At 75.2% G+C, this 12,717-nt stretch carries 9 protein-coding genes; 7 read left to right on the top strand and 2 right to left on the bottom strand.

The window, feature by feature from the left end:
- Positions 1-29 precede the first annotated feature (29 nt).
- On the top strand, positions 30-1,715 hold the full coding sequence (locus OU787_RS30265; protein ID WP_268661290.1) for a hypothetical protein: 1,686 nt from the start codon (positions 30-32) through the stop codon (positions 1,713-1,715).
- A gap of 30 nt (positions 1,716-1,745) precedes the next feature.
- Here the strand turns inward: OU787_RS30265 and OU787_RS30260 are convergent, their stop codons facing one another.
- A complete protein-coding gene (locus tag OU787_RS30260; protein WP_268661289.1) occupies positions 1,746-2,018 on the bottom strand; it encodes a sulfurtransferase TusA family protein in 273 nt (90 codons plus the stop codon).
- On the bottom strand, positions 2,015-3,274 hold the full coding sequence (locus tag OU787_RS30255) for an MFS transporter (protein WP_268661288.1): 1,260 nt from the start codon (positions 3,272-3,274) through the stop codon (positions 2,015-2,017). The genes OU787_RS30260 and OU787_RS30255 overlap by 4 nt, the downstream gene beginning before the upstream one ends.
- A 187-nt stretch (positions 3,275-3,461) precedes the next feature.
- Between OU787_RS30255 and OU787_RS30250 the strand changes: the two genes are divergently transcribed.
- From OU787_RS30250 to OU787_RS30225, 6 genes are all read left to right on the top strand, one after another.
- The gene (locus tag OU787_RS30250; RefSeq protein ID WP_268661287.1) at positions 3,462-4,157 is read left to right on the top strand and encodes a WXG100 family type VII secretion target; all 696 of its coding nucleotides are present in this window, start codon (positions 3,462-3,464) and stop codon (positions 4,155-4,157) included.
- On the top strand, positions 4,154-8,239 hold the full coding sequence (locus OU787_RS30245; protein WP_268661286.1) for an RHS repeat-associated core domain-containing protein: 4,086 nt from the start codon (positions 4,154-4,156) through the stop codon (positions 8,237-8,239). Before OU787_RS30250 ends, OU787_RS30245 begins: the two co-directional genes overlap by 4 nt.
- Complete coding sequence (locus OU787_RS30240; protein WP_268661285.1) at positions 8,236-8,556, top strand: hypothetical protein; 321 nt, start codon at positions 8,236-8,238, stop codon at positions 8,554-8,556. Before OU787_RS30245 ends, OU787_RS30240 begins: the two co-directional genes overlap by 4 nt.
- A gap of 67 nt (positions 8,557-8,623) precedes the next feature.
- Positions 8,624-8,911, top strand: a complete 288-nt coding sequence (locus tag OU787_RS30235; protein ID WP_268661284.1) for a hypothetical protein — start codon at positions 8,624-8,626, stop codon at positions 8,909-8,911.
- A 116-nt stretch (positions 8,912-9,027) separates the two neighbouring features.
- Positions 9,028-10,899 carry a flavin monoamine oxidase family protein gene (locus OU787_RS30230; RefSeq protein ID WP_268661283.1) on the top strand — a complete coding sequence of 624 codons (1,872 nt, stop codon included), beginning with the start codon at positions 9,028-9,030 and terminating at the stop codon, positions 10,897-10,899.
- A 153-nt stretch (positions 10,900-11,052) separates the two neighbouring features.
- Positions 11,053-12,708 carry a translation initiation factor 2 gene (locus tag OU787_RS30225; protein WP_268661282.1) on the top strand — a complete coding sequence of 552 codons (1,656 nt, stop codon included), beginning with the start codon at positions 11,053-11,055 and terminating at the stop codon, positions 12,706-12,708.
- Positions 12,709-12,717 lie beyond the last annotated feature (9 nt).

The following is a 12,717-nucleotide window of genomic DNA, read 5'->3' as shown; positions in this document are numbered from 1 at the left end:
TGTGACGCGGCGTCGGAACACTCGTTCCCATGCGGAACGACGGGGGGCGGGCGCTGCGCTGGGCGGGGCACCCGGGGACGTTGCTGGCGGTCGCCGTGCTGGCGTTCAACGACCGGGTGGGCAAGCGGGCCTGGCCCGGGGCGGTGACCGGCAAGGTCAGTGACGCGGCCTGGATGCTGGTCGTCCCGCCGGTGCTGGCGCTGGTGGCGTCGGCGGTGCCGCGGCTGCGCGGGCGGCCGGCGGCGCTGCTCGGGGTGGCGCTGACGGCGGTGAGCTTCGCGGTGGCCAAGTCCTCCGCCGCCGGGGCGGAGCTGGCCTCCGCGGGCTGGTCGGAGCTGACCGGCGTCCCGAGCCGGACGGTCGCCGACCCGGGCGACCTGCTGGCCCTGCCGGTGCTGGCGCTGTCCTGGTGGCTGTGGCGGCGCAGCGCCCGCCCCCGTCCGCTGCGGCGGGTGCTGGCGCTGGTCGGGACGCCGCTGGCGGCCGCGGCGATGGTGGCGACCACGCCGGTGCCGCAGACCGCGCCGCGGCTGTGGAGCCAGGACGGCCAGCCGATGGTGTACGACGGCGTCTGGTGGACCACCCGCGACGGCGGCCTGACCTGGCAGGCCGTCCCCTACGGCAAGAAGCACCCCGCCCCGCCCGCCGTCACCCCCGACCCGGCGGCCGGACAGTGCCTGCCCGCGCCGGACCGGCTGTGCTTCCGGCTGCGCGGCTACGGGCTGCCGGTCGAGGCCAGCCGGGACGGCGGCCGGACCTGGCAGCCGGAGTACACCCCGCCGCTGCGGCTGACGCCGGTCGACGGGTACGGGTACTGGTACGGCGGCGGGACGGGGACGGACGCGGACCCGGTCCCGGTCCCGGTCCCGGATCCGGACGCTTCTCCGCACTCGGAGGCCTCGGCGGGGGCGGGCGCTTCGGCCGGAACCGGGGCGGCGGCTTCGGCGGGGCGGGGCGGGCTGGTGGTGGCGGCCGTCCCGGGCGGGCACACGGTGATCGTGGACTATCCGCTGCGCGGGCTGCAGGTCCGGGACGTGGACGGCCGGTGGCGCGGGGTCGAGCTGCCGCCGCAGTCCGACTCGGCCCGGGCGGGCGGGTACGAGCTGGTCGGGGTGCCGTTCATGTGCCTGGTGGTGGCCCTGGTCGCGGGCTGGGCGGCGGTCTTCACCGGCCTGGGCGCGTACCGGCTGCGGCTCGACCGCGCGTCCGGGCCGCCGTACCTGCCGTGGTGGCTGGTGTTCCGTCAGGCGGTGCCGTTCGGCTGGCTGGTGGCGGCGCTGGTCCTCGGCGGGGGCCGGGTGCCCTGGCTGGCCTGGCTGGTGCCGGCCACGGTGGTGGCGCTGGTGGTTCCGTGCTGGCGGCGGCCGCTGCCCGCCCGTCCGATGGGCGGCGGGAGCACGGCGGGGGTGTTCGCGGTGGGGGCGGGGGTGTTCGGCGTGACGTCCGTCGGCCTGCTCGGGTCGCTCGGCTCCCGGTTCTCCTGGCAGGGGTACTGCGGTCAGGCGCTGCTGTGGGCCGTGCTCGGCAGCGGGCTCGCCGCGGTCGTCGGCGCCTCGGCGCGCCCGTCGCTCCCGCCGCGCTACCCGCTGCCGGTGCCCGCCCCGCCGTCCGCACCGTCCCCGCCGTCCCCGTTGACGCTGCGTCCGCCGTCCGTGCTGCCCGCTCCCCCGCCGGGCGGGCCGGGGTCCAAGCCGGTGCGGCGGCTGGGGCGTTGAGGTGGCGGGCGGGCGGGGTCAGTCGGCCGGCTACCGGTGCCAGGGGGCGTCCGGGCGGGTGGGGGCCGGGGTCGCGGTCAGGCGCAGGGCGTACGTCCCGGGGGCGGGTTCGCCGAGGTAGTGGTGGCCGGTGAGGTGGCACCAGGCGGGGAGGTCGAGCGGGGCGGCCGGGTCGGTGGCGAGGACGTGCACGAGGGTGCCGGCGGGGGCGTCGGCGACGGCGGCGCGCAGGCGCAGCAGCAGGGTGACGCAGAGCAGTCCGCGGCCGTCGACGGTGCGGTCCGGGAGGTGACGGTCCGTCATCGGCGGGTCCGGGTGGCGGTGGTGGCGAGGGCGGGGAGGATCACCAGGGCGAGCAGGCCGCCGCCGAGGGCGAGGACGGGGTAGCCGGCCAGGTCGACGACGGCGCCGGAGGCGAGGCCGCCGGTGGTGCCGGAGACGGCGATGGCGACGTCGACGGCGCCCTGGGTCCTGGCGCGGGTGGCGAGCGGGGCGGCGTCGGTGATGATCGCGGTGCCGGAAACCAGGCCGAAGTTCCAGCCGAGTCCGAGCAGGGCCAGGGCGAGGGCGAGCAGGGCGACCGAGTCGGCGGGGGCGAGGGCGGCGACGAGTCCGGCGGCGAGCAGGGTGAGGCCGGCGGCGGCGCCGACGAGCAGCGGCCCGCGCCGGTCGACCAGGCGCCCGGTGAGCGGGGAGGGCAGGTACATCGCGGCCACGTGCAGGGCGATGACCAGGCCGGACGCGGCGGTGCCGTGGCCGTGGTCGTGCATGTGGACGGGCGTCATCGTCATCACGGCGACCATCACCAGCTGGGTGACCACCATGACCTGCGCGCCGAGCAGCACCCGGTTGCGGATCCGGGCGGCGGCGGCCGGGTCGGCGGGGACGTCCGCGGTGGTGGCGGGGCCGTCGGTGGCGGTGGCGCGGGCCAGCAGCAGCGGGTCGGGGCGCAGCCGGGCGGCGAGGACGAGGGCCGCGGCGGCGTAGGCGGCTCCGGCCAGCAGGAACGGTCCGGCGAGGCGGGGCAGGCCGAGCGCGGCGGCGAGGTCGCCGGTGGGGGCGGCCAGGTTGGGGCCGAGGACGCCGCCGAGGGTGGTGGCGACCAGCACGGTGGAGACGGCGCGGGCCCGGTGGCCGGGGGCGGCGAGGTCGGCCCCGGCGTAGCGGGCCTGGAGGTTGGTGGCGGTGCCGGCGCCGTACACGAAGAGCGCGGCGAACAGCAGGACGGGGCTGTCCAGGGCGGCCGCGGCGATGACGCCGGCGCTGCCGACGGCCCCGGTCGCGTACCCGGCGGCGAGGCCGGGGCGGCGGCCGCGGGCGGCGGATATTCGGCTGACCGCGATCGCGGCGACGGCGCTGCCCGCGGTGAACAGGGCGCTGGGCAGCCCGGCCAGTCCGGTGCTGCCGAGCATCTCCTGGGCGAGCAGCGCGCCGACGGTGATGCCGGCGGCGAGGCCCGCGCCACTGAGCACCTGCGAGACGACCAGCACCCGCAGGATGCGCCGCTGCACGGCGGGGTCGACGGCCGTACCGGCGGGCGGGGCGGGGGTGCTGCTCACGGGCTCTCCTCTGTTATCCAAATTTCCATGGATAATGCTATCAATCCGCCCCCCGCCCTGCGGGCAACAGGGCACACCGGACAGGGCGGGCCGAACAGGGCGCACCCCAAAATGACGGGTCCCGGTCAGGACTGGAAGTTGAAGGTCAGGTAAAGTTCTCCCGATGTCGAAGCACGGGGGGTGCTTGATGGGCGTCGTTCTGCCCGATGAACTGGCCTGGGTCCTGGATCTGATCGGGATCAACTGGCCGAACGTGGACGAAGACGACTACCGCGAAATGGCGGACGCCGTACGGCAGTTCGCCGAGGAGATCGACCAGCACCGGGGTGATCTCGAGCAGGCCGTCGCGGAGATGGCGGGCGAGAACGCCGGCCTTGCGCTGGAGGCCTTCCAGGCGCACTGGGGGAAGGTCAGCGGTACCCACATCCACCAACTCGCCGAGGGCTGCCGCCTGGTGGGGACGGCGCTGGACGGCGTCGCGGTGGTGATCACCGGCGCGAAGATCGCGGCGATCGTCCAACTGGGCGTCCTGGCCGCGGAAGTGATCGCGGCTCAGGCGGCGGCGCCGTTCACCTTCGGCCTCTCCGAGGCGGGCGCGATCGGCGCCACCCAGGTCACCCGGGTGATCGTCCGCCGGCTGCTCAAGGAGGCCGAGCAACAGATCGTCGACCAGCTGATCTCGGCCGCCACCGGCCCGATCGTCAGCGCACTCGGCAGCATGGCCGGCGAACTGGTGCTGCAACTCGGCGAGGAGGCCCTCGGCATCGGGGACGGCGTCGACCTCGGCCGGGTCGGCGACGCGGGCAAGCAGGGCCTGAAGGACGGCGTCAACGACTCGTTGGGGCAGCTCGGCATCGGCGACGGCACGGGGGCGAGGGCATGAGCGACGGGTTCCGGCACGACCACGAGGCGACCGAGAAGCTCGCCGGGCACTTCGAGACCGGCGCGTCCAGGCTGACCTCCTCCGGCGAGAACCACCTCGGCCGGGCCAAGCACCACTTCGGCCGCACCAGGGGCCGCGGCGGCCTGGCCGCGGCCGCCGAAAGCGGCATCGAGCAGATGCTGGGCAGCCTCACCTCGGGCAAGCAGGCGCTCGGCAAGCACCTGGGAGACGTCGGCACCGGCCTGAAGAAGACCAGCGCCAACCATCGGGCCAACGAGGAGCGGCTCGCCCACTCGATGACCCAGCTGGCCGGCAACCGGTCCGCCCCCAACCGTCCCGGCTACGCGTCCGCGGCGGCCGGCGGCGGGAGCTCCGCGCCCAAGCCGGGCCCGCCGCCCAAGCCCCGGCCGGTGCCCAGGCCGCCGACCGTCCGGCTGAACAACGCCAGGCCCAAGGTGCAGGGCAAGCCGTTGAAGGCCCGCCCGGTCAAGAGCGACCCGGTCGACATCGCCACCGGCGACGTCCTGCTCACCCAGACCGACGTGGGCCTGGACGCCGCGCTGCCGCTGGTCCTCTCCCGCACCCACCTGTCCAGCTACCGGGTCGGCGGCTGGTACGGGCCGAGCTGGGCCTCCACCCTGGACCAGCGGGTCGAACTCGACGACCAGGGCGTACTGTTCGCCGCCGAGGACGGCATGCTGCTGGAGTACCCGGTGCCCGAGCCGGGCACCTCCGTGCTGCCGGTGGAGGGCCCGCGTTGGCCGCTGCACTGGGACGGCACCCCCGGCGGCGGCATCCGGATCACCGACCCGCACACCGGCCTCACCCGGCACTTCGCCACCCCCGCCGCCGGCCCCGGCCCGCACGCCCGGACCGCGGGCGCCCTGCAACTGCCGCTGCAGGCCGTCGAGGACCGCAACGGCCACCGGGTCGAGGTCCGCTACGGCGACGACGGCGCCCCCGTCGAGGTGCGGCACAGCGGCGGCTACCGGATCGGCGTCACCACCGAGCGCCGCCGGGTCACCGCGCTGAGCCTGCTGCCCCGGCCGGACGCCCCGGAGGACACCGAGCCGGTCGAACTGGTCCGGTTCGGCTACGACGGCAACGGCCACCTGGCCACCGTCACCGATTCCTCCCGCCTCGCCCTGAGCCTCACCTACGACGGCGCGGGCCGACTGACCGGCTGGACCGACCGGGTCGGCCACCGCTACCGCTACGTCTACGACCGGGACGGGCGCTGCGTGCAGACCCGCGGCGACGACGGCTTCCTGGACGCGGTGTTCGGCTACGACGCCGAGCAGCACACCACCACGATGACCGACGCGGTCGGCCAGCGGACGGTCTACCAGTTCGACGAGGCCGGGAGGCTGGTCCGCGAGACCTCCCCGCACGGCGCGGTCGCCGTCTTCGAGTGGGACCGCTACGGCCGCCTGCTCTCCCGCACCGACCCGCTCGGCAACACCAGCACCTTCGCCTACGACGAGGACGGCAACCTCGCCGTCTCCACCCTGCCCGACGGCACCACCAGCGGCGCGCGCTACGACGACCGGCACCTGGTCACCGAACTGACCGCGCTGGACGGCGCGCGCTGGTGCTACGAGTACGACGAGCACGGCAACACCACCGCCACCGTCGACCCGACGGGCTCCCGCACCACCTACGCCTTCGACGAACGCGGCCGGCCCGTCGCGGTGACCGACGCGCTCGGCAACACCAGTCGGCTGACCTTCGACGCGGCCGGCCTGGTCACCTCGCTGACCGACAGCGCCGGCGGCACCAGCCACAGCACGCGCGACGCGTTCGGACGGCTGAGCAGCGTCACCGATCCGCTCGGCGCCACCACCACCTTCGGCTGGACCCCGGAGGGCCGCCCCGCCTGGCGGCAGGGCCCGGACGGCGGCCGGCACGAGTGGACCCACGACGCCGAAGGCCGGGTCATCGCCTACCGGGACCCGAGCGGCGCCGTCACCCGCGCCGAGTACGGCCCGTTCGGCAAACTCACCGCCCGCACCGGCCCGGACGGCGACCGCTACGCCTTCGAGTACGACGGCCAACTGCGGCTGACCGCCGTCACCGACCCGGCCGGCGCCCGCTGGACGTACCGGCACGACCCGACCGGCAACGTGGTCGAGGAGACCGACTTCTCCGGGCGCACGATCCGCTACGAACGCGACCTGACCGGCGCCCTCACCGCCCGCGTCAACGCCGCCGGCCAACGGGTCGAGTACGTCCGCGACGCACGCGGCCGCACCGTGGAAATGCGCGCCGACGGCCGGACCACCCGGTACACGTACGACGGCGCCGGCCGACTGCTGACCGCCGACGACGGCACCGGCCCGGTCCGCCGCGGCTACGACGCGCTCGGCCGGGTCACCAGCGAGGAGCACGAGGGCGGCACCACCGCGTTCACCCACGATCCGCTCGGCCGCCGCGCCTCGCTACGCACCCCCAGCGGCGCCGAGTCGCACTGGACGTACACCCCGACCGGCCTGCCCGAGACCCTCACCGGCCCCGGCGGGGTACTGCGCTTCCACCACGACCCGGCCGGACGCGAGGTACGCCGCGAGTTCGGACCGCTCGCCTTCGAGCGCCACTACGACGCGATGGACCGGCTCACCACCCAACTCGTCGGCGCCGGCGGGTGGTTGATCAGCCGCCAGGACTACGCCTACCGCCCCGACGGGGCCCTCACCGGCACCACCGACCAGTTGCTCGGCGCCCGCACCGCCGGCTTCGACGGCCGCGGCCGGGTCACCGCCCTCACCGGCGCCACCTGGCAGGAGACCTACACCTACGACCGGTCCGGCGACCTGGCCGGCATCCGCCTCCCCGACGGCGGCCCCGGCGACCTGGAACTCGCCGACGGACGGCTGCGCCGCTCCGGACCCGACTCCTACGCGTACGACGCCCAGGGGCGGCCGGTCCGCCGCACCCGGAAACTGCCCTCCGGCGGCACGCTCCGCTGGGAGTACGGCTGGGACGCGCACGACCAGCTCACCTCCGTCGCCCTGCCCGACGGCACCCTCGCCCGCTACCGCTACGACCCCTTCGGGCGCCGCCGGGCCAAGCAACTGCTCAGCGCCGACCGCACCACCGTGCTCGACGAGACGGTCTTCACCTGGGCCCACGAAGTCCTCGTCGAACAGGTCCGCACCCGCGCCGACCGCCCCGGCCGCCACATCACCACCTGGGAGTGGAACCTCGGCGGCCAGCACCCCCTCACCCAGACCGACCGCTTCCTCCCCGCCGCCGACGCCCCGCAGCACGAGATCGACCGGCGCTTCCACGCCATCGTCACCGACCTGATCGGCACCCCCACCGAACTCGTCGACGCCGACGGCACCGTCCGCTGGCAGCAGCGCACCACCCTGTGGGGCAACCCCCTGCCCGGCGCGATCGAGGACGTCGACTGCCCGCTGCGCTTCCCCGGCCAGTACCACGACGCCGAGACCGGCCTGCACTACAACGTCTTCCGCTACTACGACCCCGCCACCGCCCGCTACCTCACCCCCGACCCCCTCGGCCTCGGCGGCGGCCCCAACCCGTACGGCTACGTCCACGACCCGCGCCGGATCGCCGACCCACTGGGCCTCGACCCGGACATGATCGACCTGTACCACGGGACCAACGGCGTGGGCGCCAGCAGCATCGAACGCCTGGGCATCAACCCGCGCTTCGAGAACCCCCCGCGAGCGATGGACTTCGGCCACGGCGGCTTCTACGTCACCAACGACCGCGACCAGGCCCACCGGTGGGCCAGACGGCAGGGCCAGGGGACGGACTCCGGCGGCCCAGCGGTGCTGCACTTCCAGGTCTCCCGCTCGGAACTGGAGCGGTTGAACGGAAAGCGGTTCGACAACGACGACGAGGTGATCGACTTCATCACCCGCCACCGCAACGACCGCAACGGCAGCCAGATGCACGACTACGACAACGTCGAGGGCCCGATGCTGCTCAACCTCAAGGAATGGCGGAGGGAAGGCGCCCCGATGGACCTCGGCGGCCACCAGATAGCCTTCTACCAGCAGCAGGGTGTCGACCTGCTGAGCAACGGATACGTCGGAAGGGACCGTCGGCGATGAGGGAGTTCCGCCTGGAAGCGGACGAGCAGATGCAGGAGTTCTTCTCCGAAGTCGCCGACGAGATCCAGAAGTTCGGCGTCTCCCGGGCCGAGGCCGTGGCCCGGGTCAATCGGGCCTGGGAAGGCGTGGAGTTCGAGCCCTACCCCGACCTGGTCTGCCACGAGGAGCCCGAGTACTGGGCGCACCGCTTCTACTACGACAACGGCCCCGGCCGGATGGTCCCGTACTGGGACCCGGACGCCGACCGGAGCACCTGGACCGTCAAGCCGGCCCCTCCCGCCGACGACCCCGCGTGGACGCTGCCCCGTGAGGCTTGAGGACGACCGTTCCCCCGGAAGGCCGACGCTCCCCGCGTTCGGGCTGGTGATGACGGCGGATGCCGGAATGACCGAGTTCCTCCTGGAGATGACCGCCGTACTCGAGTCCTTCGGCATCACCCGGGCCGAGGCCGTGGCCCGGATGAACTACTCCTGGGGGAAGCGGAAGTTCGGTCCCTACCCCGACCTGATGTGCCACGAGGCGCCCGAGCACTGGGCGTACGGCATGTACTACGACGACGGCAGCACCGCCACCGTGGCGTACTGGGACCCGGACACCGACCGGAGCACCTGGACCGTCAACCCGCCCCCGCCGGACGGCGATCCGGCGTGGACGCTGCCCCGGGAGGGGTGAACCGGGCGGGGGTGTGCGCCCCGGTGTGCTTCGAGCGCCCCCGTGCGGGTGACTGGGGGTTCGTTCGTGCGCGGAGACCGCGTGTCGGGCGGGTGGGCGCTGCCAGGGTGTGGCGGGTGATCTCTCGACGTGGATTGTTCCTCGCCTCCGGCGGTGCGATGACCGCCGCCGCCCTGGTCGGCCCCGGCACCGGCCCCTCCCGCGCAGCCGGTGCGGCCGCCCCGCCGCCCGACCCGGCGCGGCAGGAGGCGGCGCTGACCATGGCGCGCCGGATCCTGCTGACCGACGCCGACCACCGCGACCTGACGCTCGACTACCTGAAGCTGCTGACGGGCCGTCAGCGGCTGCGTCCGGTCGCGCCGCGCGACGTGCTGGTGGTGGGTGCGGGCGTGGCGGGCATGGTGTGCGCGCGGCTGCTGCTGGCGGCCGGGCACAAGGTGCGGGTGCTGGAGGCGAACCGGAGCCGGGTCGGCGGCCGGGTGAAGACCTTCCGCGGCGACCTGTGGCAGGACTCCCGGCTGCACGCGGAGGCGGGCGCGATGCGCATCCCGTCCAGCCACGTGCTGACCCTGGCGCTGGCCGACCACCTGAAGGTGCCGCGCCGCCCGTTCCACCTGGTGGACGTCCCGCCGCAGCCCGACCTGGTCTCCGGGGACGCCCGGGTGGTCTACAAGTCGTGGACCGGCGAGGAGTTCGCCACCGGCACCGCGCCCGCGTACACCGCGCCGAAGGGCCTGGGCGGCCGGCTGGTGCACGTGAACGGACAGACCGTCAGCAAGGCGGCGTACGCGGCCGACCCGGGCCCGGTGAACAAGAGCTTCGGCTGGGACAGCACCCAGACCGCCGCCGCCGCCTTCGACCGCGCCCTGGACACCGCCCGCGCGTACACCATGGTGAAGAACGGCGACGGCTCCTGGAGCGACAAGCCGATCGAGCAGCGGGTGACCGGCATGGCGCAGCTGCTGTACGACATGGACGGCTACTCGCTGCTGCGCTACCTGCAGGAGAGCGAGGGCTGGAGCGACGCCCAGGTGCAGGCGGTGGGCACGCTGGAGAACCTGACCAGCCGGCTGTCGTACGGCTTCCTGCACTCGGTGTTCGACGCCTCCGACATCAACCCGGCGGTCACCTACTTCGAGTTCAGCGCGGGCACCGACGCGCTGACCGAGGCGCTCGCCAAGGACCTGCCGATCGAGCGCGGCAAGGTCGCCACCCGGGTGCGGTTCGGCGACGACGGGGTGACGGTGGTCGCGGAGCCGGAGAGCGGCCCCGAGGACGAGGCGTGCGAGGGCGCGATCGGCGGCGACCGGTGCGAGTACCGGGCGGACGCGGTGGTGCTGGCGGTGCCGTACGCGGCGCTGCGGCACGTCGACTTCGACCCGATCCTGCCCTACGGCAAGCGCCGGGCGATCGCCGAGCTCAAGCACGACACCGCGCACAAGGTGCTGGTGGAGTTCACCGAGCGCTGGTGGGAGTGGGACGAGGACACCTGGAAGGCGAAGCTCGGCGCCGACTACCGGCCCGCCCCGCACGGGGACGCGGTGGCGGCGGTCGGCGGCGGCTGCGTCTCGGACGAGGCCAGCCGGTTCGTCTACTTCCCCTCCCACCCGAGCGACGACGGCGCGCCCGGCGGCATCGTGCTGGCCGCCTACAACTGGGCCGAGGACGCGCTGCGCTTCGACGCGCTGACCCCCGCCGACCGGCACACCGAGGCGCTCGACCACCTGGCGGGCCTGTTCGGCGAGCGGATCCGCCGCTACGCCACCGACCGGCACGTCTCGCAGTCCTGGCTGCGCAATCGCTGGGCGCTCGGCGAGGCCGTGATCGAGACCCCGGGGCAGTTGCTCAGCCTCGGCCCGCACGTCCCCGCCCCGGTCGACGGCCGGCTGTTCTTCGCGGGCGACCACTGCCAGCCGCGCTACCACGCCTGGATCTCCGGCGCGATCGCCTCCGGCGTGGAGGCGGCCGTCCAGCTCACGGCCGGCTGACGGGGCTGGCAAGGGCTGACGGGACCCACCAGGCCGACCGGGCCGGCGGACGGGCCGTCAGCCCGGGCCGCCGGGCCGGGCGGGGCGGGGCTGACGGGCGGTCAGTTCCCGGTCCGGCGGGCGGAGCTGCGGGAACGCCGATAGCATCGGCACATGCCTGACGCCGGCCGGAACCAGAGGCCCTCGGTGCTGCTGGCGTTCCGCTCGGCGGTGGCACTGAACCGGCTGCTGGACGTGCTGCCGGTGTTCGGGGGCGATCCGCGGATCGACCGCTGGTTCACCCAGGTGCCCGGCTCCCGGTTCGGGCTGGACGCGCTGGCCGCGCTGGACCGCTCCGGCGCCCGGGTGATGGACTTCGAACAGGCCCGGCACGAGCGCTTCGACCTGATCCTGTCCACCAGCCCCAAGGGCGCGCTGACCAGCCTGTCCGGCCGGGTCCGGGCGCTGCTGCCGCACGGCGCGGGGTTCAACAAGGCGTTCGGCACCGAGGGTTCGCCCAGCCTGCCGTCCGGCCTGGACCCCGCGTTCCTGCTCTCCGAGGGCGAGCCGTGGGCCGACCTGCACGGCCTCGGTCACCACGAGCAGCTGGCCCGGCTCACCGAGTACTGCCCGCCCGCCGCCGCCCGCGCCGTCGTGGTCGGCGACCCCACCCTGGACCGGATGCGGGAGTCCACCGGCCGCCGGGAGACCTACCGGGAACGGCTCGGCGTCGGCGACCGGACCCTGCTGGCGGTGCTCACCACCCACGGCGGGGAGAGCCTGCTGGCCCGCCGCCACGACCTGCCGCTGGAACTCGCCCTCCACCTGCCCGTCGACGACTACCGGGTGGCCCTGGTCGTGCACCCCAACGAGGTCAGCGAACGCGGCCCGCACAACCTCGCCGAGCAGCTCCGCCCCGCCCTGCAGGCCGGGCTGCTGCTGCCCTCCTCCGCCCAGGAGTGGGCGTCCGTCCTGGTCGCCGCCGACGCCGTGCTCACCGACCACGGCTCCACCGCGCTGTACGCGGCCGCGCTCGGCCGCACCGTCGTCCTGGACGGCTACGACGGCGGGACGGAGCTGATCCCCGGCACGCCGATGGCCCGGCTGCTCGCCGTCGCCCCGCGCTTCACCGGGGCCGCCGCGCTGCCGGACCTGCTGCGCGACCACCCCGGCCACGGCCCGGACCCGGCGGAGTTCGCCGCCGCGGCCTTCGCCCACCCCGGCCGGGCGCTGCCGCTGCTGCGCGCCGAGCTGTACCGGCTGCTCGGCCTCGCCCCGCCGCGGACCCCGCTGACGCCCGAACTGCTGCCCGACCCGGCGCCGGCCCGCCACCCGGCCCCGGCGCTGGCGGTGCGCGCCGAGGTCGACGGGCGGCGGGTGCGGGTGGAGCGCTTCCCGGTCGCCACCGAACTGCCGGTCCACCACCGCTCCGCCCGGCACGGCGCCGCCGGCCTCGCCGAGCAGCGCAGCGCGGAGGTGCTCTGGCGGCACCCCGGCACCGGCCGCTGGACGGCGGCCGGCTGGGCCGCGCACGTCCTGGACGAACTCCCGGGCTGCCGGGTCGCCGCCGCCCTGCTCTCCCCCGAACGCTGCCTGCTGGTGCACCGCCGCCACGGCCCGTTCGCCCTGCGGGTCCCCCCGCACCGCGCGGCCGGCCGGGTCCGCCGGATCGACCCGGCGGCGGCGGTCTCCGCCGTGTACGCCTGGCTGGTCGCCCGGCCGGACTCCGCCGGGGACCTCCCGCTGGAACTCGACTGCACCGTCGGCCCGGTGACGGTCCGGCTGGAACTGGGACCGGCCGGTCCGGACGAGCGGGACGCCGAGTTCTGAGCCGGGAGG

It is taken from the genome of Kitasatospora sp. YST-16, assembly GCF_026802215.1.
GTDB classification, from domain to species: Bacteria; Actinomycetota; Actinomycetes; order Streptomycetales; family Streptomycetaceae; genus Kitasatospora; species Kitasatospora cineracea.
This window is presented reverse-complemented; position numbering and strand designations above follow the sequence as displayed.

Coding starts and splice junctions, on each gene's coding strand:
- OU787_RS30265 (WP_268661290.1), top strand. CDS start 30: ATGCGGAACGACGGGGGGCGGGCGCTGCGCTGGGCGGGGCACCCGGGG.
- OU787_RS30260 (WP_268661289.1), bottom strand. CDS start 2,018: ATGACGGACCGTCACCTCCCGGACCGCACCGTCGACGGCCGCGGACTG.
- OU787_RS30250 (WP_268661287.1), top strand. CDS start 3,462: ATGGGCGTCGTTCTGCCCGATGAACTGGCCTGGGTCCTGGATCTGATC.
- OU787_RS30245 (WP_268661286.1), top strand. CDS start 4,154: ATGAGCGACGGGTTCCGGCACGACCACGAGGCGACCGAGAAGCTCGCC.
- OU787_RS30240 (WP_268661285.1), top strand. CDS start 8,236: ATGAGGGAGTTCCGCCTGGAAGCGGACGAGCAGATGCAGGAGTTCTTC.
- OU787_RS30235 (WP_268661284.1), top strand. CDS start 8,624: ATGACCGAGTTCCTCCTGGAGATGACCGCCGTACTCGAGTCCTTCGGC.
- OU787_RS30225 (WP_268661282.1), top strand. CDS start 11,053: ATGCCTGACGCCGGCCGGAACCAGAGGCCCTCGGTGCTGCTGGCGTTC.